The organism is Thalassospira sp. MIT121401 (assembly GCF_047125595.1).
GTDB classification, from domain to species: domain Bacteria; phylum Pseudomonadota; class Alphaproteobacteria; order Rhodospirillales; family Thalassospiraceae; genus Thalassospira; species Thalassospira povalilytica.
In genome coordinates, this window is sequence record NZ_CP138926.1 from 589,572 (window position 1) to 609,893 (window position 20,322).

Consider the following 20,322-nt stretch of genomic DNA (forward strand, 5'->3'; position numbering starts at 1 on the left):
TCAGGTGCTGCTTTTTGAAACTGTTTGCGATGCTTCATCAGCAAGTTGCTTAAGGGCTGCAAGCACATCGGTCGTTGCGGCCTCCATCCTGGCAAAGGCCGCTTCGGCAGCCGGAATGTCATTATTGGCATAGGCCGCAATTGCGTCATGCCCGGCTTTGTGCTGATTTTCATGGGGTTGGCGCACGGCGGCAAATCCGGGCAGGTCCCGGAAGGGTTTGCTGGCGTCGCTGTCATACCATTTGCCAAACCGGCAACTGGTGGCGGCACCGATTTCAACATTGGCAGGATCGGCAAGCCCGGCCAGAACTTCGGCGACGGCCTTGAAATAGACGGCGTGCTCGGCCCGGGCACTTCGGATGGTGCGGTTGGGAATGTCATACCGCACAAGTTCGGAAACCTGTTGTTCGATCAGTTGTTCGACTTCCCCAACGGTTGCGATTGCCGATTTGATGGCCGTAACCTGTCCGCCGGTCTGGTTGGCAATGCCACTGATGCCGGTGCGTACGGCATCGGTGGCGCGGTTTTGTTCATCAAGAATGTTGGAAATGTCGGCAATGCGTTGGGTGGTGTCTTCCATTTTGTTGCCAATTTCACTGATGTCATGGGCGACCTCACCCATGACTTCCTGCCCGCGCGATACTGCTTCGGTCCCGAGATTCATCGCATCGACAATGCCGCGCGTTTCGTCCTGAAGGTTGGTGATACGGGTGCGGATTTCCTCGGTCGCACGTGCGGTTTGCTGGCTCAGTGCCTTGACCTCGTTGGCGACAACGGCAAATCCCTTGCCGGCTTCGCCAGCACGGGCGGCTTCAATCGTGGCATTAAGCGCCAAAAGATTGGTTTCCGATGCAATGGCTTCGATCGACTGGACAATTTCCCCGATCTTTGCCGACGCATCGGCCAGAATATCGACCCGGCGCGACGCATCCTGAACCGCGTTGGCAATGGCATTCATGCTGTCAACTGCGCCATTGACGGTTTCCTGACCGTTGCGGGTGACATTGATGGCGTCTTCGGCATTGTCGGCAGCAACCCGACCGTTTTCCGCAATGTGACTGATGCCCGATACCATCTGATCGACCGCTGCTGAAATCGACTGGGCTTGCCGGTCGACATCGCTGATCACGTTCATCATCCGTGCATTTGAAATTGCACTTTCATTGATCGCGACTGACAAATCCATCGTGCGGTCAAGCTGTTGATCGGCAAAGGCGTTTTCCGATGCCTTATGCCGGTTTTCAGCACTGGCATCGCAATAGGCCGTCAGGGTCAATTCGATATCAAGCAGCATGACTGATGTCAGGGCCGTGACGATTTTCCCGGCTTCGCCCGCACGCCAGCGGAATTTGACAATAATGGTTTCGATCAGCGCATCGGTAACCGCGTTATAAGCGGAAATATAAAGTTTGGGGGTGATGCCGTATTCTTCGTGGCATTTCCCGATGGCAATGGATTGCCGCACAAAATCATCATCAATCTTGCCATCAAACAGCTTTTGCCAGTGGGATTGAAGGGCGTCGGTCAGCTGTGCTGTCACGCTATCGGAAAGGGAGGGCTGATCAGGACCGGCTTTTTGGGCGATGATCTTGTAAAATGTCCTGGCGCGTTTGGCCGCCCCATCGTGAATGTCCTTGGATGCCTTGCGCAAAATGCCAAATGTGGCTGGCAAGACGTCGTAGCGTTCCAGGCGGTCTTCAAGTAACGACACGGATTGAATTCCCTTCTCCCACCCCCGGCCAGCTTGCCGGACTGCTCCCGAATATGCTTTTGAAAGCATTTTTCTATATGGGGATTGCGCGCAAAAATGCGGCCCCGACCCCGGATGCGGAAACTTTAGGGATCGCTGGTTCAATCGGCAATCAATTTTCTGTCCACAAGAATAGTATCTGGGTTTTGTTCGGGTGGGATCAGCCCGGGCGGGCTTCCTGTTCGGTTTTGCAGGTCGCGATCAACCAGTCCCGAAAAGCCCGCACCGCAAAGTTGTTTTCCTTTTCCTTGGGATAGACAACGTAATAGGCGTGCTGATTGGGGGTCGAGACATCAAAGGGCGCAACCAGACGACCGCTTTCGAGTTCTTCGCGCACCAGAAATTCCGGCAATAATGCCAGACCCAGTCCGGCGACCGCAGCCTGGATGACCATGTGGAAATGCTCAAACCGTGGCCCGGCCAATTCATCGACCACCGCCACCCCGGTTGCGGCCAACCAGTCCTGCCAGGCGCGCGGGCGGGTGGAATGTTGCAACAACGTGCAGTTGCGCACCCGTTCGCGCGCAATCGGCAGATCGTCATTTTCCTTAAGCAGTTTGGGGGCGCAAACTGCAATAAGCGTTTCACCCATCAGGCGATGGGATACACAGCCGGGCAGATTGTCATCCCCGAAATGGATGGCAATATCGATGCCTTCGCGGTCGAAATTGAACTCGCGCGTCTGGGTGATCAGATTAAGCTGGATATCAGGCCAGGTTGCCTTGAAATCCCCAAGGCGCGGGACAAGCCAGCGCGCACCAAATGTCGGTAAAGTCCCGACATTCAGCATCCCGCCGGCATCGGAATAAGCCATGACCTGAAGGGTGGCGGCTTCTGCCCGGTCCAGAAGATCGCGAACCTGTGCGGCATAGGCTTCGCCCGCAGCAGTCAGTTTCAGGCGTTTTTTTACCCGGCGAAACAGATCACGACCCAGATATTCCTCAAGCGCACGGATCTGGCGGCTGATTGCGCTTTGCGTGACGTTCAGTTCCTCGGCAGCCCGGGTAAAGGACAGATGGCGGGCCGAACTTTCAAAGAATTGCAGGGCAGTCAGCGATGGCAGGACGCGACGCATAAAGAATCCAGTTCATAACAAAATGGAATGATGTGGTGCGAATATATCGTTTGTTTGCTGTGCAGCCAAGGCGTAACGTTTTAAACGGTTCCAAGCCTCCTTGCGCCACCATATGAAGCGTTCAGGCCAAGAGCCATCGCGCTGGATTGCCGTCAGTTTGTAATGTTTCGGAAGGATGTCTCCCCCGTTTTGGATATGGATGGCATCCAGCGCATAAAAACAAAAATGTCCGGGAAGAAGGCGTTCGGCCATTGGCCAGGGCTTCAACAATTTATCGGGTAGAAGGCAAGAATGGGTTCTGTTGACGCAAATTATGATGTGATCATTGTCGGTGGGGCGGTTATTGGCAGCTCCATCGCGTGGCATTTGACCGGTCGTGATGATTTCACGGGCCGGGTTCTGGTGATAGAAAAAGATCCCAATTACGAATTCTGCTCAACCGCCCTTTCGGCGGCATCGATCCGTCAGCAATTCTCGACCCCGGTGAATATCGAAATGTCGGCCTATGGCATCGATTTCCTGCGCAATCTGAAACGTGACCTTGATCCGGATGTCGACATTGCCCTGCATGAAAAGGGTTATCTGATTCTGGCAACGGATCAGGGGCGCGATATCCTGAAACAGAACCACGCGACCCAGATCGAATTCGGTGCGGAAATCGTCTGGATGGAGCCCGATGAACTGGCCGCCAAATATCCGTGGATGAATACATCCGATCTGTCTGCGGGGTGCTGGGGCCGAACGGGTGAAGGCTGGTTTGATGCCTATTGCCTGATGCAGTCATTCCGCAAACAGGCCCGCCGGCGCGGTGCAGAATATATCGACGGCGAAGTTGTCGAACTTACCCGTCAAGGCGATCAGATTACCGGGGTTGTCCTGAAAGACGGGCGCAGGTTTGGCTGTGGAACCCTGATCAATGCGGCGGGAACCGGTTGTTCGAAAGTTGCCGCAATGGCGGGACTTGAAATCCCGGTCGAGCCGCGCAAACGCTGCATCTTTGTCTTCAATTGCCGGGATGCCGAAGACATCAGTGCGTCCTGTCCGATGCTGATTGATCCAAGCGGGCTTTATGTCCGTCCCGAAGGTGAATTCTTCATCACCGGGATCGCCCCGCCCAAGGATCGTGACCCGGAATGCTGGGATTTCGAAGTTGATCACAGCCTGTTTGACGACATCATCTGGCCGGGCCTGTATGAGCGCTGCAAACGGTTTGAGGCGATCAAGGTCGTCAATGCCTGGGCTGGTCACTATTCCTATAATCTGCTCGATCAAAACGCGATTTTGGGGCGTCATACCGATGTGAAGAACTTCGTCTTTGCCAACGGGTTCTCGGGCCACGGGTTGCAGCAAAGCCCCGCCGTTGGTCGCGGGATTGCCGAACTTGTCACCACGGGCAGTTATCAGACCCTTGATCTGTCGGTATTCGGGTATGAGCGCATCCGCGATAACGCCCCGGTTTTCGAGCTGAATGTTATTTAATTCGATTTCGTAACGATAATGCGAAATCAACATGTTAAACCAATTGTCGGAGCAGGCCCCAATGCCCCGTGATGATGCCAACAAAACTGCTGAAACGCTTGGCGCTTCCATTCGTGACCGTCAGGCCGTCTCGGTTTCAAGCGGGGTGCGCAATGTGCACCCGGTCTATCTTGATCGGGCACTGAATGCCGAAGCCTGGGACAGTGATGGCAATCGCTATATCGATTTCGTTGGCGGGATCGGTGTTTTGACTGTCGGCCATCGCAACCCGGTTGTGATGGACCGTGTGATTGCCCAGTGTGACCGTTTTACCCACAGCTGTTTTAACGCGCTGCCCCATGAACCCTATGTCGCGGTGACCGACTGGCTGGCGGCGAACTGCCCGATTGAAGGTCCGGCAAAATCGATGCTGACCAATTCCGGGGCCGAGGCAATGGAAAACGCCCTGAAACTGGCCCGCGCCTTTACCGGCCGGACCGGGGTGATTGCATTCGAAGGGGCCTTTCATGGCAGAACGCTTGCGACCCTGGCACTGACCGGGAAAACCAAGCCCTATAAAACCGGTCTTGGGCCGCTTCCGGGGCCGGTCTGGCATCTGCCATATCCTTGCCCGGAAACAGGTATATCGGTTGAGGATGCAATGGCGGCTATTGCCAAGCTGTTTTCGGTATCTGCCGATCCGAAATCGGTTGGCGCCATCGTGATCGAACCGGTTCAGGGCGAGGGCGGTTTTCGTGCCTGTGACGGTGAATTCCTTGTCGCATTGCGCCGCCTTTGTGATGAAAACGGCATGGTTCTGATTGCCGATGAAATCCAGTCGGGCTTTGCCCGTACGGGCAAGATGTTTGCCATCGAACATGCCGGTGTTGCACCTGATATCCTTGTCATGGGCAAGGGGATCGGCGGTGGTTTCCCGCTGGCCGCGATCACCGGGGCAGAGGACGTGATGAGCGCGCTGGCACCCGGTGGCCTTGGCGGAACCTATTCGGGTAATCCGGTTGCCTGTGCGGCGGCAAAAGGTGTGTTCGAGGTTCTGGAAAAAGACAACATTCTTGGTCGTGCCAAGCAGCTTGGCGAGAAATATGCGACCCATATCGCATGGTTGCGTGATCTGCCCGGCGGGCATGTGATCGGCAATATGCGCGGAATTGGCGCCATGCGCGCGTTCGAGGTGATTGCAGATGACGGCAAACCGTCACCCAAACGTCTGCAAAGCTTGTTGCAACTGGCCCGTGAAAGCGGGCTATTGTTAATGCCAAGTGGTGAACACGCCAATGTGGTGCGCCTGCTGGCACCTTTGACCATTCCGTTTGATCAGGTTGATGAGGCCTTTGCCATCATCGCCAGACTTCTGCCCAAAGTGGCGCAGGTAACGCAATAGGTATCACGGGAAATGCCGGTGGGATCACCGGAAAGTTTAAAAAGAAGGGAGTTTTACTGTGAGTTTCAAATCCATCCTGACCGAGCTTGGTCTGTCTGACGCCGAGATCGCCAATGGCACGCTTAAGGTCCAGACCCCGGTTGACGGTTCGGAAATCGCATCTGTTGCCGAAACCGATCCGGCGGCAATGACCGACATCATCGGCAATGCCAAAAAGGCATTCGGTGAATGGCGTCAGGTTCCGGGTCCGCGTCGCGGTGAACTGGCCCGTCTTCTGGGCGAAGAATTGCGCGCAGCAAAAGAACCGCTGGGCCGTCTGGTGTCGCTTGAATGCGGCAAAATCTATCAGGAAGGTCTTGGTGAAGTTCAGGAAATGATCGATATCTGCGACTTCGCAGTCGGTCTGTCGCGTCAGCTTTACGGTCTGACCATCGCATCCGAACGCCCGGGCCACAAAATGATGGAAACCTGGCATCCGCTGGGCGTTGTTGGCGTGATCTCTGCGTTTAACTTCCCGGTTGCTGTCTGGTCCTGGAACACCGCGCTTGCGCTTGTGTGCGGTAACTCCGTGATCTGGAAACCGTCGGAAAAGACCCCGCTGACCGCCCTTGCCTGCCAGAAAATCTTTGAAAAGGCACTGGCGAAATTCGGTGATGCACCCGAAGGCCTGCATCAGGTCGTGATCGGCGATCGCAAAATCGGCGAAGCCATGACCGACAGCCATGACGTGGCTCTGGTTTCGGCAACCGGTTCGACCCGTATGGGCCGCGAAGTTGCCCCGCGTGTTGCCGAACGTTTCGGGCGTACCATTCTGGAACTTGGCGGCAACAACGCCATGATCGTGACCCCGTCGGCCGATCTTGATATGACCGTTCGCGCGGTTGTGTTCTCGGCTGTTGGCACCTGTGGTCAGCGTTGTACCTCGCTTCGTCGCCTGATCGTCCATAAAGACGTCAAGGATCAGTTGCTTCCGAAAATCATAGCCGCTTACAAGTCGGTCAAAATTGGTGATCCGCTTGCCGATGGCACCCTTGTTGGTCCGCTGATCGATGAAGACAGCTTCAACAACATGCAGACCGCCCTTGCCAATGCCAAAAAGGATGGCGGCGTTGTTCATGGTGGCGAACGTGTGCTGGAATCCGAATATCCGAACGCCTTCTATGTCACCCCGTCGGTCGTTGAAATGCCGGGTCAGACCGATACCGTGCGCAACGAAACCTTCGCGCCGATCCTGTATGTCATGACCTATGAAACCCTTGAAGAAGCCATCGCGCTTCAGAACGGCGTGCCGCAAGGGTTGTCTTCGTGCATCTTCTCGACCGATGTGCGCGAAACCGAACTGTTCCTGTCGGCTGTTGGTTCCGATTGCGGTATTGCCAACGTCAATATCGGCCCGTCGGGTGCAGAAATCGGCGGTGCGTTCGGTGGCGAGAAGGAAACCGGCGGCGGTCGTGAATCCGGTTCGGACGCCTGGAAGGCCTATATGCGCCGTGCAACCAACACCATCAACTATTCCCGCGAGCTGCCGCTGGCTCAGGGTATCAAATTCGACATCTGATCACTCGCCCGATCAGGTTCGATCCAAACCCCGTCGGTTCGCCGGCGGGGTTTTTCTTTGTCTCTGATTGCGATAGAATACGTTGTATTACATCGCAATCATAAGGTCGGTCATGAGCAAAGATACAATGGCGGTGCGTGTTGATGCAGATCTGCGCAAGCGGCTTGATAAACTTGCGGAAGCCTTCGGGCAGACACGTTCAAGCATCATCAATGATGCCCTTCGCCAGTATGCTGATCATCAGGAATGGCAAGTGAACCTTATTGCGGACCGCGCGCGCAGCATTGCCGAGGGTCGTGCAACACTGATTGATCATGAAGATGTGCTTGCCACGTTTGAGCAACGTTTTGCAGACAAGCACTCCTGATGCGTATTCGCTGGGACAGTCGGGCTATCGATGACCTGCGCGATATCCTTGATTACATAGAGGATCGCAATCCAACAGCAGCCCTTAGAACCTATCAGCTGATATCAGGTTCTGTTTCCCAGCTTGCCAGCCATCCCTTTATCGGTCGCACCGGGCGGGTGGAACAAACACGCGAAATGATTGTGAATGGCACGCCCTATCTTGTTGCCTATGGCCTTCAAGAAGATACGGTGACCATCATTGCGGTATTGCATGCCGCACGACGCTGGCCTGACGAGTTTTAAAAAGAAAGCGGTCCCCGAAGGGACCGCTTTCTTTAATCTTGTCTCAAAGCCGGGCTGATTAGCCAGCTTTGGAGAAGCGCTCTGCGACATATTCCCAGTTAACCAGGCTGTCGAGGAAGGCTTTGACATAGTCCGGGCGCGCGTTGCGGTAATCGATGTAGTAGGAGTGTTCCCAAACATCGCAACCGAGCAGCGGGGTCTGACCGTGAACAAGCGGGTTTTCCGCGTTCGGGGTCTTGGTGACAACCAGTTTGCCGGATTTGTCGAGTGCCAGCCAGCACCAGCCCGAACCGAACTGGGTAACGCCAGCCTGAATGAAGGCTTCTTTGAAGGCATCAACAGAGCCGAAATCTTCGACGATTTTCTTTTCCAGTTCACCCGGAATGGCACCGCCGCCGTTGCCTTTCATCATTTGCCAGAACTCGATGTGGTTCCAGTGCTGGGCAGCGTTGTTGAACAGGCCGGCTTTGGATGCGTCGCCGTAAGATGCAACAACGATTTCTTCAAGCGACTTGCCTTCAAGGCCCGAACCTTCGAGCAGCTTGTTGCCGTTCACAACATAGGCGTTGTGGTGTTTGTCATGGTGAAACTCAAGAGTTTCAGCCGACATGACCGGCGCAAGTGCGTCATATGCATACGGAAGTGCTGGGAGTTCAAATGCCATGATACAGTTCCTCGACTTTCATTATTGGTCTGTGCGGTAACGCAACATATCCCTTTTTCCACCTTTGGTGAAAGTGAAAATCCCGTGCAACCTGTTGGAAACCTTTGTTGCAGGGCCACTTCACCGGGCAGGGAGGGGTGCCTCTGGGCCATAATCTAGGTCGGCTGGCATTTTATGCAATGCGCCGTTTGGCAATATGATATTGCCTGGCCCTGTTCACTGAACATCCCGGCCGGGAAAACGTTCCGGGGACTCGCCAAAAAAATCGGTGTCCCCGGTTATTCCTTATACAGGCCGGTGCGATGTTCGATATCCGTCCCGTTGCGGATCATGACGTCATATTCGCCCTTTGGCAGGGACGAAATATCCAGTTTGCACGGGAAGGTATGACAGTCACGATCAAGCGCAATGGTACCGTCCTGATGCGTCAGAATGACTTCACCAGCCGGCTTTTCAGAGCTGATAGTAACACTGTCGGTCGTCGGTTTCGGGGCAATCCGGATGGCTGCCACAGCCGCGGTCGTTCCGGTCAGGATACAGATCAGGGCGATGGCGACCGGTTTGCTGCGCATAGATTTCAACATGATATCCCTCGCGCTTGTGTGCATCGATCTCATGGAAACAAGATGCACCCCGAAGCCGGAGAATTAGCGGCGCAATTGCGGCATTTCCGTGCGGTTTGCTGCGCGGGGCGGGGGACAGCCATGCGTCACTGCCATCAAAACCCCCGCCAGACCGGAAGTTCGGGCGGGGGATTTTGACGATGAATTTCGGGTCAGGTATCTGATTAACCGGTTATTTCCGGGCTTTGATGGCATCAGAAATCTTGCGGGTAGCGCTTTCGGGGTCGGGTTGGCCGCAAATTGCCGATACAACCGCAATGCCGTTCGCACCGGCTTCAAATACCGGCTCGACGTGATCGCGTTTCAATCCGCCGATCGCAACGGATGGCAAACCGGCGATCCGAACCAGACTGGCAAGGCCATCAAACCCGATGGCCGGTTTGTGATCGGGTTTGGTCGGTGTGGCAAAGACCGGTCCAATGCCGACATAATCGACAATCGACCGATCAACCTTGCTGGCGACAGTTTCGTCTTCGATCGACAGGCCAATGATCTTGTCCGGGCCAAGCCGGTCGCGCGCCGTTTTTGTCGGCAGGTCATCCTGACCGACATGCAATCCATCAGCACCAATGGCGATTGCGGCGTCGATATCGTCATTTACAATCAGCGGTACACCGGTACCGCGCATCGCATCCATCAGTTCGCGCCCGATGCGTATCAGACCTTCGGTACCGGCTCTTTTGTCGCGCAACTGGACGATGGTTGCACCGCCAGCAATCGCTGCCAGGGTGGTTTCGACCATCGAATGGGTTCGGCACAGCTCGGGATCAAGCACCAGATAAAGGGACAGATCAAAGGATGTCATAGGACCTCGATACGCGCAGTGCCGGCAAAGGTTGCAGCATCAAGATTATGCAGCCCGTCAACAAAGGCCGTCATGAAGGATGCCGGACCGTTGGCTGATTTTGCCGCGATGCTTCCCGCAACGGCAAAATTGGTCAGGGCCGCGATGGTGGCTTCAAATGCCTGATCTTTGGCGATTGCGGTATAGGCGCCAACAAGTGCGGTCAGCGAACAACCCATGGCCGTGATTTTCGGCATCAGGTCCGAACCACCGGCAATGCGGACATTGCGCGTTCCATCTGTGACAAAATCAACCTCGCCCGTGACGGCAACAATGGCCTTCTGCGCGGTGGCAAGGGTGCGGGCGGCTTCTTCGGCCTGTTCGACCGGATCGCCACTGTCAACGCCCTGACCGGCACTTTGGCCGCCGCCAAGGGCGATGATTTCGGATGCGTTACCGCGAATGACAGTCGGGTTCAATTTCAGCAACCGGGCAACCGTATCGCGGCGATATGTGGTTGCGAAATGTGCCACGGGATCAAGAACCCATGGCTTGCCCGCATCATTTGCCGATTTGGCCGCGGCAATCATGCCTTCGACCCAATGGGGCGACAGGGTGCCGATATTGACAGTCAGTGCGCCTGCGATTGCGGCAAATTCCCCGGATTCTTCGGGTGTATGGACCATTGCCGGTGATGCGCCCGCCGCCAGAAGGACATTGGCAGCATAATTCATCGCAACATAGTTGGTGATGCAATGGACCAGCGGATTGGTCGCACGCATTTTTTCAAACAGCCCGGTCGCGGTGGTGGAAAGATCAGTCGTCATGTCGAGGCTCCAATGCAGCAAACTCAAGTGCGTTTGGAGACCCAGTTCGAAGTCGGAAAGATGGAGAACGCCAAGGATTTCGCGTTCACACCGTCCCTACGCCAGTATGAACTGGATCAGGTTCAAAGGGTCACTGCGCGGCAGTTTCTCAGCCCCCTGACGGGGCTCCCCTTGGTGAATGCCCAAAATGGGTTTTAATGTGCTTTCTGTCAATTCATCCTGTCGGTCACAGCATGATCAGGGACCAGAATGCAAACGGCGGGGCAGCTTGCGCCATCCCGCCGTTTGAAAATGTCGTTGGTTCGTCGTGATTATTTGCGACGTTCCATCGCAGCCTTAAGGGCGGCAGCCATCGCACCGCCGTCGCCGCCCGAATTTCCGCCGGCATTACCGCGATTCCCGCCGCCAGATGTATGTTGCGGGCGACCGCCATGACCACCGCGTGGTGCCTGCCCACGGTTATCGGACCGTTTTTCACGCACAGCTTCGTAATCCGGGGCCGATTTCATCGAAAGCCCGATACGTTTGCGGGGCGCGTCGACTTCCATCACCGTCACCGAGACGATCTGACCGGCCTTGACCACCTGGCGCGGATCTTCGACGAATTTGTCGGCCAACTGGGAAATGTGAACCAGACCGTCCTGATGGACTCCGATATCGACAAATGCCCCAAAATTGGTGACGTTGGTGACCGTTCCTTCAAGCTTCATGCCGGTGCGAAGGTCTTTGATTTCATTCACACCATCGGCAAATTTCGCGGTCTTGAATTCCGGGCGCGGATCGCGGCCGGGTTTGTCAAGTTCGGCCAGAATGTCGCGGATGGTCGGGACACCAAACGTGTCGTCAGCGAAATCTTCGGCGCGCAGGGTCTTGATAAAGGCCGAGTCGCCAATCAGGGTCGCCAGCGGTTTTGATGCCTTTGCACTGATTTTTTCGACCAGCGGATAGGCTTCCGGGTGCACGGCCGATGCATCAAGCGGGTTCTGGGCGCCACGAATACGCAAGAAGCCGGCACATTGTTCAAACGCCTTTGGTCCCAGACGTTCGACCTTTTTAAGGTCGGCACGGGACTGGAACGCACCGTTTGAATCGCGATAGCTGACAATATTGCGCGCCAGCGTTTCGGTCAGACCGGCAACACGGGTCAAAAGCGGAATGGATGCAGTATTCAGGTCAACACCAACACCGTTCACGCAATCCTCAACCACGGCATCAAGGGACCGCGCCAGTTTGGTTTCCGATACATCGTGCTGATACTGCCCGACACCAATGGATTTCGGTTCGATTTTGACCAGTTCCGCCAGCGGGTCCTGCAAACGCCGGGCAATTGATGCTGCTCCGCGCAGGGATACGTCCAGATCGGGGAATTCTTCGGCTGCGAATTGCGACGCCGAATAGACCGATGCGCCGGCTTCGTTAACGATGACCTTGGTGGCCTTAAGGGCCGGGAAGCGTTTGAGAAGCTGACCGGCAAGTTCATCCGTCTCGCGCGAGAACGTGCCATTGCCAATCGCGATCAGTTCGATCTTGTGACGTGCGGCAAGGGCGGCAAGGGTATTAAGCGCCCCTTCGAAGTCATTGCGCGGCTGGAACGGGTAAACTGTTGCGGTATCGACCAGTTTGCCGGTGGCATCGACAACCGCGACCTTAACCCCGGTACGAACCCCCGGATCAAGACCCATGGTGGCCTTTTGCCCGGCCGGTGCGGCCAGCAGAAGATCCTTGAGGTTATCGGCAAAGACCTTGATTGCGCCTTCTTCGGCGCTGTCGCGCAAGGTGCCAAACAGATCAAGCTCGATCGACAGCGACAGTTTGACGCGCCAGGTCCAGCGTACCGTATCAAGCAGCCATTTGTCGGCTGCCCGGCCCTTATCGGCAATACCAACATGGGCGGCGATCATGATTTCGGCCCGGCCCGGCTGACTGCGCGGACGGTCTTCGTCCTCTTTGCCAAGGGTCAGCTTCAACTGAAGGATATCTTCGTTGCGACCGCGGAAAAGTGCGAGCGCACGGTGCGACGGGCAGGTTTTGATTTTTTCGGAATGTTCGAAATAGTCGGAGAATTTCGCGCCTTCGGCCTGTTTGCCTTCGACCACCGTTGCGGTGATTTCGCCTTCGTTCCACAAATGGTTACGCAGTTTGGCGACAAGGTCGGCATCCTCGGCAAAGCGTTCCATCAGGATCTGACGGGCGCCATCAAGGGCGGCCTTGGTATCTTCGACGCCCTTTTCGGCATCAACAAACTTGGCGGCCTCGGTTTCCGGATCAAGGGTCGGATCATTGAACAGGCCATCTGCCAGCGGCTCCAACCCTGCTTCGCGGGCGATCTGGGCCTTGGTACGACGCTTTTTCTTATAGGGCAGATAAAGATCTTCCAGACGCGTCTTGGTATCGGCTTCGTTGATCTGAGCTTCAAGTTCCGGGGTCAGTTTTTCCTGTTCACGGATGCTTTCAAGTACCGATGCACGCCGTTCTTCAAGCTCGGTCAGATAGCGAAGGCGTTCTTCCAGCGTACGCAATTGGGTGTCATCAAGCCCACCGGTCTTTTCTTTGCGGTAACGGGCGATAAACGGAACGGTAGAGCCTTCGTTAAGCATCTCGATGGTGGCAATGACCTGTTCCGGACGAACCGAAAGTTCTTCGGCGATACGCTGGGGAATTGGACGCATGGTTTCTCCTTGTTTTGCTCGTATGCCTGAAATAGCGGCTTTGGGCGTGATCGAAAAGAGCCAGTTTTTCCAAATTTTTCCCAAAGTCCGGATCAGGATTCCGTGTTTGATTCCAAAGGACTGAAATCCAATGTCTTTTGACCGGTTCGATCGCCCGGCGCCAAGGCTTGCGAGTGGTGGCCGATGACGTTATTTCTTTGGCAAATGTGATTTCAGGGGCGATGCGCCCAAGCAGGAGAATTCGGATGGCCGGCAAATTCCGCGAGACCGTCATTCATAACGTAGAGCCCAAAGAAAAAGCAGAACCGCAAACCGATGCGGCTGCAGATAGCGCAGCCGACGAAATCGCAGGTGCCGACACAGCGCCGCAATTGTCGCAAGATGCGATCAATGCGCTGGCCGAAGCAAAGGCCTTCAAGGAAGCGGCTGCCAAGGCCCGGGAAATCGGTGGCCCCAAAGGCCCGGAACCGACCCGCTTTGGCGATTGGGAAAACAAGGGCCGCTGCATCGATTTCTGATGCGACCTTACTACCCGGCCGGGCTGTGGGGCGGTAGGTCCGCGTTGTCTGGGCCTGCACGGCCGGTTGTTGGTAGATAATGGGTGCGCAACGTGCGTGCATCGCGCTTGGTCACGGTTAACAGATCGCCTGACTGCACAAGCGCATTAAGTTCCCGCAATACAATGGCATGCGCCATCCCGAAAAGCCGGGCAAAGGTTCGGCTGTCACGTGCGATATCTTCACGTGCTGCGACAAGAATGCCCGCTTGAACGGGGGTAAGTTCCGGCTGCGTTGCCATCACGCGTTCGACCAGATGCAGAAACATCGCTGCATCCGGTGCAAGATCGCCATCCACGGGATTTCGGGCGTGGTTGTTCAAACCCGGTTTTCCGGGCGGAACGAAACCATCACCGATTTGGATGTCGGTGTATCGCTTTGTTCACCAGCACTGCCAAGCGGCACAAGAACGTTCAGTTCCGGGTAATAGCCGGCAACACTGCCACGCGGAATGTCATAGGAAACGAACCGGAAATCATTGGCAATCCGTTCGATCCCGTCATCATATTCACAAATGACATCAACGCGATCACCAGCCTTGGCACCCAGATTGGCAAGATCATCTGGATGGATGAAAATGACCTTTCGTTCGCCGTAAACCCCGCGATACCGGTCATCAAGACCATAAACGGTCGTGTTGTACTGATCGTGAGAGCGGAATGTCTGCAAGGCAAACCGCGATTGTGCGGCAGATGCGGGGCGGGTCTGGCGTGCCTGCTGGTGGACGGTTTGCTTGGGAAGCGGCGCATTGGAAAATGTCGCCTTGCCAGCGGGGGTATTCCATTCCCGGTGTGCTGCATCATTGCGCAGATGGAAGCCGCGCGGTCTGCGCAGACGGGTATTATAATCGGTAAAGCCCGGAACGGTGGCCTCGATATGGCTGCGGATCAGCTCGTAATCATCGGCAAGTGCCGCCCAGGATACGATGTCGCTTCCAACCGTTGCTTCGGCAATTCCGGCAATGATGCCAACTTCGGACAGGAGATGCGGTGAAGCAGGACGGTTGATACCAGCCGAACCGTGCACCATGCTCATGGAATCTTCGACGCTGACCACCTGGGACTGACCACGGGAATTCAGGTCAATCTCGGTCCGGCCCAGACAGGGCAGGATAAAGGCGGTTTCGCCGGGCATAAGATGCGAATGGTTGGGCTTGGTTGCGATGTGAACCGTCAGTTTGAGGTTCTTCATCGCCTTTTGGACAAGGGCGCTGTCGGGCGTGGCCCGGGCAAAGTTCCCGCCCAGCCCGATAAAGGCCTTGGCACTGCCATCAAGCATCGCACCGATCGCGCCAAGAACATTGTGCCCGTGTTTGCGCGGTACCGTGAAACCGAATTCCTTTTCCAGCGCATCGAGAAAGGCCGCTGGCGGCTTTTCATTGATGCCGACGGTACGGTCGCCCTGAACGTTGGAATGTCCGCGGACCGGGCACAAACCGGCACCCGGTTTGCCGATATTGCCGCGCAGGAACATGAAATTGGCAATTTCACGAATGGTCGGTACGGAATGAAGGTGCTGGGTGATGCCCATTGCCCATGTGCAGATGACCCGCTCAGCCGACAGATAGACATTGGCGGCCTGTTCGATTTCCTGGCGGCTCAGCCCCGACTGATCTTCGATTTCCGACCAGCTGGTGGCGTCAACCACAGCACGGTAATCGGCAAGTCCGGCGCAATGTTCATCAAGGAACGCGTGATCAAGAACAGAAGGTTCGCCCTTGGCAATCGCGGCATCGTCGGCGGCAAAGACCGCTTTGCTCATGCCGCGAACGGCGGCCATGTCACCGCCAAGGCAAGGCTGGAAATAATGGCTGGCAATCTCGGTAGATCCGCCATGCAACATTTCAAGCTTGTCCTGCGGGTCGGAAAACCGTTCAAGTCCGCGTTCACGGATCGGGTTGAAGACCACGATCTTTGCACCACGCATTGCCGCCCGGCGCAAATCGCCCAGCATGCGCGGGTGGTTGGTGCCCGGGTTCTGTCCAAGTACGAAAATGGCATCTGCCTTTTCGAAATCTTCAAGAAGAACCGTTCCCTTGCCCACGCCAATGGCCTGACGCAGGCCAACGCCGCTTGCTTCGTGGCACATGTTCGAACAATCAGGGAAATTGTTGGTGCCAAAGATGCGGACAAACAGCTGATAGAGATAGGCTGCTTCGTTGCTTGCGCGGCCTGACGTGTAAAACTCGGCCTCATCGGGGGTATTTAACCCCATAAGGATGCTACCGATTTCAGCAAAGGCATCTTCCCACGCGACAGGTTGATAGGTATCGCTTCGCCGATCGTAGCGCATCGGGTGGGTGATGCGCCCGTTCAGTTCCAGTTCGTAATCGCTCAGTTTGCTCAGTTCGGTTACGGTATGCTTGGCAAAAAATGCCGGCGTCGCACGCTTTTCGGTTGCTTCCCATGAAACGGCTTTGACCCCGTTTTCACAGAATTCAAAAGATGACCCGTGCTCGGGATCTCCCCATGCACAACCCGGGCAATCAAAACCGTCAGGTTGATTGGCCTTAAGCATCGTGCGTGCGCCGTTAAACGGGCTGCCGCTTTGCAACAGTTGCTTGCCGCAACTTTTCAGCGCACCCCAGCCACCGGCTGCCGACGATTTTTTTCCAATAAAGCTTTCATTCATGCAGGCATCTATTTGCCAGAACCGAAATTAGGTCAAGTATGCACACCTAATCGGTCGATAGAAAAAATTTATCAAAGAGTTCCGGCAATGATTTGAATGTGTTCAAAATGCAATCGGGGCCGGAACCCTGTGGTGGTTCCGACCCCGAACAATCATTGATGCTGCCTTTAACGCAGATTACGCGCCGCGAATAGCCTTGATATTGTTGGCATATTCCGACGGACCGCCTTTGAAGGTCGCAGAACCGGCAACCAGAACGTTGGCGCCTGCTTCGATGACCTGCGGGGCGATTTCCGGGTTTACGCCACCATCGACTTCAAGATCGATATCGCGGCCGGTCGCATCAATCATTTTGCGAATGCGTTTGATCTTCTCAAGCTGGCTTGGGATGAATTTCTGGCCGCCAAAGCCCGGGTTCACAGTCATGACCAGAACCAGATCAACCAGATCCATGACATATTCAATGACACTTTCCGGAGTCGACGGGTTCAGAGACACACCGGCTTTTTTACCCAGTGATTTGATCAGTTGAAGCGAACGATGCAGGTGCGGGCCTGCTTCGGCATGGATGGTGATGATGTCGGAACCGGCATTGGCGAATGCTTCGATATACGGATCGACCGGCGCGATCATCAGATGCACGTCAAACACCTTGTCGGAATGCGGGCGCAGTGCTTTGACCACATCCGGTCCGATGGTGATGTTGGGCACGTAATGGCCATCCATCACATCAATGTGGATATAGTCGGCGCCTGCTGCGTCAACAGCGCGGACATCAACGCCCAACTGGGCGAAATCGGCCGAAAGGATCGAAGGTGCGATTTTAATGTTCGACGTGGTCATGCGTCACGGGTCCTGAAGCAATGCGGGATATGGGAAATTCGCGCATCTCATAACGTAAAAAGGCAGCCCTGTCACCCGAATGGGGCTCATGGCTGCCTTGTTTGCAGGTTGGACGGCTATCCTGACGTGAAATCAGGACTTTTTGACAAGCCGGGCGCAGAAAAAACCATCCATGCCGCCGAAATCGGCCATATGGATCGGCAGAACCCGCAATTCACCATCCTTGTTGATGGCCTCATCCCAGCCACCAAGTTCGTCCGCCGTGATCGGTTTGCGTTCGTAATTGGGATGGTCGGCCAGGAACGATTTGACCTGATGTTCGCCTTCGTCGGGCTGCAGGGAACAGGTGCAATAGATCAGCTCGCCACCAACATTCAAAAGCTTGTCGGCCTGATTAAGCAGCTTGGTCTGGATCGGCAGCAGCGACCGCATCAATTTGTCATTTTGACGCAGCAGAATGTCGGGGTGACGACGAATGGTACCGGTTGCCGAGCAGGGTGCGTCAAGAAGGACCGCATCCGCACGCGGGGTATCGGGTGCAAGATCGGTGGCATCCCCGGTGACAACTGCGGCACCAAGGGACACGCGCTCAAGATTCTCAAACACGCGTTTCAGGCGGCCCTCGGATTTATCGACGGCGATCGCACTGGCACCAAGGGATGCCAATTGCATGGTTTTGCCACCGGGGGCAGCACAAAGATCATAGATCGTTTTGCCCTGATAGGCGGAAAACAGGGTTGCCGGAATGGCCGCGGCTGCGTCCTGAACCCACCAGTCACCATCGCGATAGCCCGGAAGATCACGAATGCGACGACCACTTTCAAGGCGGACCGAACCGGTCGGCAGGACAAGGCCATCCATCTTTTCCGCCCAGTCGGCCGATGTGCTGCGATCCTTGATCGAAAGGTCGAGCATGGCATGGCCAAGGCATGCCTCGGCAATGGCTTGACTGATTTCCGCCCCATAGGCCTTTTTCCATGACCCGCGCAGCCATGCCGGGATGTTAAGCTGCCAGTCTTCGACACCTTCGGGCCATTCAAATCCATCACGCTGCAATCCACGCAGCACGGCGTTGATCAGTTTGGTGTATTTATGCAGGCCTGCGTCGCGGGCCAGATTGACCGTACTGTCGACCGCACCGTAATCGGACGTATCCATGAAGAACAGCTGTGCGACGCCAAGACGCAGAATATTGGTCAGGCGGGCGGCAACGCGGTCTTGCGGTGGCTGATAACGCGGGGCCAGAACCGCATCGATTTCACCCAAATGGCGCAATGTGGTGCCAAGCAGCTGACGCAGGAAATTGCGATCAAGCGATGGCAGGCCATAGCCATGTTTTGACAGAAGTTCGTCCAGGGTCACTTCACCGCCACGCAGTTCCTGCAAGGTTTTGAGCGCAAGCATCCGCGGATCGGGTGTCTCGACCGGCTGTTTGCGCGGGGCGTTGCGATGTGCTGGACGGGAACGGCGTTCTGTCAAAGGGATATCTCCGGTTTCGTGTTATGAAGGTTAGTTAAGCGTCGCGTGGCAAAGTGTAAAGCACCAAGCACCCGAATAGGTGGCATGGCTGCCTTGTGTTATCGGGCAGATGAGGGGGCAGATTACCTTGCTTAGGGTTTGAAAAGCCTTGCGATGGATGTGCGGTCCGGCTAATCCAGACGGATCATTTGACGTCGATAGTGACAGGAACGCCAGAACCATGACTTTCACCGGCCTTGCGACCTTTTCGAGCATCTTTCTGATTGGCTCGATGTTGCTGACCTGGGTGGTTTTGAACTATCTGCGACGCAAGGCGATCCTTGATATGCCCAACCACCGGTCCAGCCATGCGGTGCCGACGCCGCGCGGTGGCGGGCTTGCGGTCACACCGCTTTTGATCCTTTTGGTTGCGGTTGTGTTTATCCATACCGGGGTCACTTCGGTCAGTCATTGGTTGATGCTGGCAGCAGCAGCCGGGCTTGGATTGCTCAGCTGGCTTGATGATCGTCACGATCTTTCGGCTGCCATACGTTTTGCCATGCAATTTGTTGCGGTGATTGTCGGCGTGTTTGCCATCGACAAGCCGGTTTTGGGTGGTCTGGTGCCTGTGTGGCTCGATCACGTTCTGGTGGTATTTGCCTGGGTCTGGTTTATCAATCTGTTCAACTTCATGGATGGCATTGACGGCATTTCCGGGGTCGAAGCCGGCTCGATCGGGCTGGGGATTTTTATTCTGGCGCTTCTGATGCCATTGCCGCAATTCATCGGGCTTGGCTATATCGGGCTTGGTATTCTGGCCATCATGATCGGGTTTCTGATCTGGAACTGGCATCCGGCCAAACTGTTTCTGGGTGATGTCGGATCCGTGCCGCTTGGCTTTGTTCTGGGCTGGGTGTTGCTTAAGACAGCGTCAGAAGGGGCATGGGTCGTCGCGCTGATTCTGCCATCCTATTATCTTTTTGATGCGACCTTTACCCTGGTTAAACGTGCGCTTCGTCGTGAAAAAATCTGGCAGGCCCATCGCGAACATTTCTATCAGTTGGCAACCCAGCGCGGCTTTTCCCATGCGCGGGTTTCGACCATGATTGCAATCAGCAATCTGATCCTGATTGCGGTGTGTTTTGCACAAAGCGAAACGCCCGGCTGGATGCGGGTATTTGCTGCCCTGATTGTGGTGTTGTCACTGGTCGGAATGATGGTGCGGATGCCGGTCAAGGGACGCACGGACAGTTAAGTATCGCACGGAAGTTGCGCATTGCTTGACTTGTGCCCGGACGGGCGCGAAAAGAATGCCTTGTCCGTCTTTTGGGCAGACAGGTATATCCTTTTAAAAACAGAAAACTGCCACTAGG

Annotated in this window: 19 protein-coding genes and 1 riboswitch; of the genes, 7 read left to right on the top strand and 12 right to left on the bottom strand. The window is 55.6% G+C overall.

Features of this window, described 5'->3' with window-relative positions:
* From SIB88_RS02750 to SIB88_RS02760, 3 genes are all read right to left on the bottom strand, one after another.
* Positions 1-1,710: a methyl-accepting chemotaxis protein gene (locus SIB88_RS02750; protein WP_412559267.1), complete on the bottom strand. Its 1,710-nt coding sequence runs from the start codon at positions 1,708-1,710 to the stop codon at positions 1-3.
* A gap of 199 nt (positions 1,711-1,909) precedes the next feature.
* Positions 1,910-2,824, bottom strand: coding sequence for a transcriptional regulator GcvA (gene gcvA, locus SIB88_RS02755; RefSeq protein WP_412559268.1), 915 nt, complete (start codon positions 2,822-2,824; stop codon positions 1,910-1,912).
* Between the two features lie 12 nt (positions 2,825-2,836).
* Positions 2,837-3,076 (bottom strand): hypothetical protein, encoded by a 240-nt coding sequence (locus SIB88_RS02760; protein WP_412559269.1) that lies wholly within the window; start codon positions 3,074-3,076, stop codon positions 2,837-2,839.
* 39 nt (positions 3,077-3,115) lie between these two features.
* Here SIB88_RS02760 and SIB88_RS02765 point away from each other — a divergent pair, with 39 nt between their 5' ends.
* From SIB88_RS02765 to SIB88_RS02785, 5 genes are all read left to right on the top strand, one after another.
* Complete coding sequence (locus SIB88_RS02765) at positions 3,116-4,303, top strand: NAD(P)/FAD-dependent oxidoreductase (protein ID WP_412559270.1); 1,188 nt, start codon at positions 3,116-3,118, stop codon at positions 4,301-4,303.
* Between the two features lie 61 nt (positions 4,304-4,364).
* Positions 4,365-5,684, top strand: a complete 1,320-nt coding sequence (locus tag SIB88_RS02770; RefSeq protein WP_412559271.1) for an aspartate aminotransferase family protein — start codon at positions 4,365-4,367, stop codon at positions 5,682-5,684.
* A gap of 58 nt (positions 5,685-5,742) precedes the next feature.
* A complete protein-coding gene (locus tag SIB88_RS02775; protein WP_101246542.1) occupies positions 5,743-7,242 on the top strand; it encodes an aldehyde dehydrogenase family protein in 1,500 nt (499 codons plus the stop codon).
* A 112-nt stretch (positions 7,243-7,354) separates the two neighbouring features.
* A complete protein-coding gene (locus SIB88_RS02780) occupies positions 7,355-7,609 on the top strand; it encodes a CopG family ribbon-helix-helix protein (protein WP_206926563.1) in 255 nt (84 codons plus the stop codon).
* Complete coding sequence (locus SIB88_RS02785; protein ID WP_114112025.1) at positions 7,609-7,893, top strand: type II toxin-antitoxin system RelE/ParE family toxin; 285 nt, start codon at positions 7,609-7,611, stop codon at positions 7,891-7,893. Before SIB88_RS02780 ends, SIB88_RS02785 begins: the two co-directional genes overlap by 1 nt.
* A 58-nt stretch (positions 7,894-7,951) precedes the next feature.
* On the opposite strand, the gene SIB88_RS02790 is transcribed toward SIB88_RS02785, so the two are convergent.
* The 5 genes from SIB88_RS02790 to SIB88_RS02810 form a co-directional block, all read right to left on the bottom strand.
* Positions 7,952-8,557 carry a superoxide dismutase gene (locus tag SIB88_RS02790; RefSeq protein WP_101246540.1) on the bottom strand — a complete coding sequence of 202 codons (606 nt, stop codon included), beginning with the start codon at positions 8,555-8,557 and terminating at the stop codon, positions 7,952-7,954.
* Positions 8,558-8,835: 278 nt separating this feature from the next.
* A complete protein-coding gene (locus SIB88_RS02795; RefSeq protein WP_114112024.1) occupies positions 8,836-9,141 on the bottom strand; it encodes a hypothetical protein in 306 nt (101 codons plus the stop codon).
* Between the two features lie 211 nt (positions 9,142-9,352).
* Positions 9,353-9,985, bottom strand: a complete 633-nt coding sequence (thiE, locus tag SIB88_RS02800; RefSeq protein WP_412559272.1) for a thiamine phosphate synthase — start codon at positions 9,983-9,985, stop codon at positions 9,353-9,355.
* Positions 9,982-10,791: a hydroxyethylthiazole kinase gene (gene thiM / locus SIB88_RS02805; RefSeq protein WP_287464493.1), complete on the bottom strand. Its 810-nt coding sequence runs from the start codon at positions 10,789-10,791 to the stop codon at positions 9,982-9,984. The genes thiE and thiM overlap by 4 nt, the downstream gene beginning before the upstream one ends.
* Positions 10,792-10,867: 76 nt before the next feature.
* Positions 10,868-10,973: riboswitch (TPP riboswitch) on the bottom strand.
* Between the two features lie 129 nt (positions 10,974-11,102).
* On the bottom strand, positions 11,103-13,460 hold the full coding sequence (locus tag SIB88_RS02810; protein WP_412559273.1) for a Tex family protein: 2,358 nt from the start codon (positions 13,458-13,460) through the stop codon (positions 11,103-11,105).
* A 245-nt stretch (positions 13,461-13,705) separates the two neighbouring features.
* On the opposite strand from SIB88_RS02810, the gene SIB88_RS02815 reads away from it, so the two are divergent.
* The gene (locus SIB88_RS02815; RefSeq protein WP_412559274.1) at positions 13,706-13,978 is read left to right on the top strand and encodes a DUF1674 domain-containing protein; all 273 of its coding nucleotides are present in this window, start codon (positions 13,706-13,708) and stop codon (positions 13,976-13,978) included.
* A 10-nt stretch (positions 13,979-13,988) separates the two neighbouring features.
* Here the strand turns inward: SIB88_RS02815 and SIB88_RS02820 are convergent, their stop codons facing one another.
* The 4 genes from SIB88_RS02820 to SIB88_RS02835 all read right to left on the bottom strand — a co-directional run bounded on the left by SIB88_RS02820 (position 13,989) and on the right by SIB88_RS02835 (position 18,970).
* The gene (locus SIB88_RS02820) at positions 13,989-14,339 is read right to left on the bottom strand and encodes a hypothetical protein (RefSeq protein WP_412559275.1); all 351 of its coding nucleotides are present in this window, start codon (positions 14,337-14,339) and stop codon (positions 13,989-13,991) included.
* Positions 14,336-16,648 (bottom strand): FdhF/YdeP family oxidoreductase, encoded by a 2,313-nt coding sequence (locus SIB88_RS02825; RefSeq protein WP_412559276.1) that lies wholly within the window; start codon positions 16,646-16,648, stop codon positions 14,336-14,338. Before SIB88_RS02825 ends, SIB88_RS02820 begins: the two co-directional genes overlap by 4 nt.
* Before the next feature lie 177 nt (positions 16,649-16,825).
* The gene (rpe, locus tag SIB88_RS02830; protein WP_101246533.1) at positions 16,826-17,491 is read right to left on the bottom strand and encodes a ribulose-phosphate 3-epimerase; all 666 of its coding nucleotides are present in this window, start codon (positions 17,489-17,491) and stop codon (positions 16,826-16,828) included.
* 132 nt (positions 17,492-17,623) lie between these two features.
* Positions 17,624-18,970: an RsmB/NOP family class I SAM-dependent RNA methyltransferase gene (locus SIB88_RS02835; RefSeq protein WP_412559277.1), complete on the bottom strand. Its 1,347-nt coding sequence runs from the start codon at positions 18,968-18,970 to the stop codon at positions 17,624-17,626.
* Between the two features lie 220 nt (positions 18,971-19,190).
* Here SIB88_RS02835 and SIB88_RS02840 point away from each other — a divergent pair, with 220 nt between their 5' ends.
* Positions 19,191-20,204 (top strand): MraY family glycosyltransferase, encoded by a 1,014-nt coding sequence (locus SIB88_RS02840; protein WP_114112018.1) that lies wholly within the window; start codon positions 19,191-19,193, stop codon positions 20,202-20,204.
* Positions 20,205-20,322: the final 118 nt, after the last annotated feature.

What these genes read in the sequence shown, in the direction of transcription:
- thiE (WP_412559272.1), bottom strand. Translation starts at nt 9,985, where the DNA reads ATGACATCCTTTGATCTGTCCCTTTATCTGGTGCTTGATCCCGAGCTG.
- SIB88_RS02790 (WP_101246540.1), bottom strand. Translation starts at nt 8,557, where the DNA reads ATGGCATTTGAACTCCCAGCACTTCCGTATGCATATGACGCACTTGCG.
- SIB88_RS02825 (WP_412559276.1), bottom strand. Translation starts at nt 16,648, where the DNA reads ATGAATGAAAGCTTTATTGGAAAAAAATCGTCGGCAGCCGGTGGCTGG.
- SIB88_RS02770 (WP_412559271.1), top strand. Translation starts at nt 4,365, where the DNA reads ATGCCCCGTGATGATGCCAACAAAACTGCTGAAACGCTTGGCGCTTCC.
- SIB88_RS02810 (WP_412559273.1), bottom strand. Translation starts at nt 13,460, where the DNA reads ATGCGTCCAATTCCCCAGCGTATCGCCGAAGAACTTTCGGTTCGTCCG.
- SIB88_RS02795 (WP_114112024.1), bottom strand. Translation starts at nt 9,141, where the DNA reads ATGTTGAAATCTATGCGCAGCAAACCGGTCGCCATCGCCCTGATCTGT.
- SIB88_RS02780 (WP_206926563.1), top strand. Translation starts at nt 7,355, where the DNA reads ATGAGCAAAGATACAATGGCGGTGCGTGTTGATGCAGATCTGCGCAAG.
- SIB88_RS02765 (WP_412559270.1), top strand. Translation starts at nt 3,116, where the DNA reads ATGGGTTCTGTTGACGCAAATTATGATGTGATCATTGTCGGTGGGGCG.
- SIB88_RS02760 (WP_412559269.1), bottom strand. Translation starts at nt 3,076, where the DNA reads ATGGCCGAACGCCTTCTTCCCGGACATTTTTGTTTTTATGCGCTGGAT.
- rpe (WP_101246533.1), bottom strand. Translation starts at nt 17,491, where the DNA reads ATGACCACGTCGAACATTAAAATCGCACCTTCGATCCTTTCGGCCGAT.
- thiM (WP_287464493.1), bottom strand. Translation starts at nt 10,791, where the DNA reads ATGACGACTGATCTTTCCACCACCGCGACCGGGCTGTTTGAAAAAATG.
- SIB88_RS02815 (WP_412559274.1), top strand. Translation starts at nt 13,706, where the DNA reads ATGGCCGGCAAATTCCGCGAGACCGTCATTCATAACGTAGAGCCCAAA.
- gcvA (WP_412559268.1), bottom strand. Translation starts at nt 2,824, where the DNA reads ATGCGTCGCGTCCTGCCATCGCTGACTGCCCTGCAATTCTTTGAAAGT.
- SIB88_RS02785 (WP_114112025.1), top strand. Translation starts at nt 7,609, where the DNA reads ATGCGTATTCGCTGGGACAGTCGGGCTATCGATGACCTGCGCGATATC.
- SIB88_RS02840 (WP_114112018.1), top strand. Translation starts at nt 19,191, where the DNA reads ATGACTTTCACCGGCCTTGCGACCTTTTCGAGCATCTTTCTGATTGGC.